This window comes from Vibrio genomosp. F10 str. 9ZD137, from assembly GCF_049974785.1.
Lineage (GTDB): Bacteria > Pseudomonadota > Gammaproteobacteria > Enterobacterales > Vibrionaceae > Vibrio.
This window is the reverse complement of sequence record NZ_JBNGCJ010000915.1, coordinates 1-2,112: the sequence shown is the minus strand read 5'-3', so window position 1 is coordinate 2,112 and position 2,112 is coordinate 1. Positions and strand designations below refer to the sequence as shown.

The 2,112-nt window shown below is 45.1% G+C and carries 3 protein-coding genes; 2 read left to right on the top strand and 1 reads right to left on the bottom strand.

Features of this window, described 5'->3' with window-relative positions; translation table 11 throughout:
• Both ACP45E_RS20250 and ACP45E_RS20245 read left to right on the top strand, forming a co-directional pair.
• On the top strand, window positions 1–422 hold a 422-nt coding region (locus ACP45E_RS20250), incomplete at its 5' end, for a winged helix-turn-helix domain-containing protein (RefSeq protein ID WP_198927771.1).
• Complete coding sequence (locus tag ACP45E_RS20245) at window positions 412–1,824, top strand: sensor histidine kinase (RefSeq protein WP_017037673.1); 1,413 nt, start codon at window positions 412–414, stop codon at window positions 1,822–1,824. The genes ACP45E_RS20250 and ACP45E_RS20245, both read left to right, overlap by 11 nt.
• Window positions 1,825–1,878: 54 nt before the next feature.
• Here the strand turns inward: ACP45E_RS20245 and ACP45E_RS20240 are convergent.
• Window positions 1,879–2,112, bottom strand: a 234-nt coding sequence (locus ACP45E_RS20240; protein WP_426511705.1) for an alpha/beta hydrolase, incomplete at its 5' end; no start/stop codon positions are given.

The window sequence follows — 2,112 nt, the reverse complement described above, 5'->3', positions numbered from 1 at the left end:
CAGCCAGAGACGACATACGAGACAGAGTTCAAGGTTTAGACGGTGGCGCCGACGATTACTTGGGTAAACCTTTCGCGTTAGAAGAATTACTGGCCCGGCTACGAGTGTTAATTCGACGCCAATCTGGCTGCGCCGACGAAATCATTCAAGTGGGATTGCTGTCGTTGTCGTTATCGGAACAGTCGATTCGTTATGACGGTGCACCGCTCAACCTCACTCGTAATGAGTTCAAAATTCTCACCAGCTTCATGACCAACGTGGGGCGTGTTCAAAGTAAAGAGCAGTTACAACAATCACTTCATGGCTGGGATGAAGGCGCCAGTGATAATGCGATTGAGGTGCACATTCATAATCTACGTAAAAAGGCGCCAAACGTTGTCATTAAAAACATTCGTGGTGTAGGGTACATTCTTGAAAAATAAAAAGCCGTATTCGATCAAACGCCAACTCACTCTGTCTGTCTGCATGTTGGTCAGCGCCCTGCTCATTATCGCTCTCTATTTTAGCTTTCAATCTGCGAAGCATGAAGTGGAAGAAGTTTACGATGCAAGGCTTGGACAATCCGCCAAGCTAATGCTCTTTACTCTGTCTACTGCAACAGACAAACAAACACTGTCTAGCCACATCACACAGTTCGAACAATGGATGGCCAATATCGATCAGCTCGCGCAACACGATGAAGACGAGGCGACAACATTCGGCCACCCCTATGAACAAAATCTCGTCTTTCAATTTTACCGCAACAATGCACTGCTTTGGAGCTCTTCCTCCCACGTTAATCCGTTATCTTCTTCCGCGAATGACAGCGGTTACGCAGACGTGCTACAGGAAGGAATTGAATGGAGAACATTCCAGCTCTCTTTTCCTAGCTCCACTGACCAAAGTGAATACGTTGTTGTCGCCGAAAAACAAGCAATCAGGCAAGAAATCATTAGTGAGATTGCCCTGTCCACTTCCATTGAACAGTTTTTACTCCTACCGACTTTATTGCTGTTACTATTTTGGTTGATCGACAAATACTTTCGTCCAATTAGCGAGCTGAGAACGGCCATAACCCAACGCAATGTTCACCATTTGGACCGAATCCATGTGAATCAACACACCTTAGAACTTGATCCATTAGTCGATGCCCTAAACTCATTGCTATCAGAACTTGAACTCGCGTGGCAACGAGAAAAACGTTTTACCCATGCCGCGGCACATGAACTAAAAACACCGTTAACGATCTTACGCCTAAACGTAGAAAATGCACTGCAAAGTAACGACCCAGAGCAATTACATGGTGACTTACAAAATATCTTACAAGGCATTGAAAGAACCGATCGACTGATTCATCAGTTGCTTACCCTAGCCAAAGTAGACAGTCTTTCAGAGCGTATTTTTGATCCCGTCGAACTCATGCCTCTTTTACAAACCGTTATTGCGGATCTCGCCCCACTCGCTTTGAGACAAAATCAAGACATCAGTCTAAACCCGTTTCAAGCTCAACTTTCTGGCGATAAAATGCTGCTAGAGGTGCTATTTCGAAACCTCATTGATAACGCCATTCGGTACTCAGGAACACACAGTGAAATTCTGGTCAGTGTTACTCAAGAGCAACACTCGACCAAAGTATTCGTTACAGACAGTGGGCCAGAAATACCCCAAGAAACACGTGAAAGAATGTTTGAACAGTTTTATCGCGGCCAATCAGAAAAAGGCGATGGAGCGGGTTTGGGAATGGCAATTTGCAACGACATTGCTGTATTGCATAGTGCAACGATTGAGATTGCCCCAAGAACCAACAGTGTAAATACCTTTGTCGTGAGCTTTGCCAACGGCTAGTCTTGTTGATGCCAACACTCTCACTTTCAACGGCGAGACCTACCGCCGCTTTGTTCAGCTCAGACGTATTTGTATCCACTGTGAAATGTCGTTAATTTGCTGGGCACAAACACAGTGCTCCATCGCATACTGATGATAAGCGGGCTGATAGCCTTTACTTTGAAGAGCGTTAAGTGCCTGCTCACCCAATTGCGGAACCACCACAGGGTCAAGAGTTCCATGCATAATATTGATATCAATATGTTTATTACTCTCGTGGAGTTCAATCGTCTCTTTGGTCGCAAAATA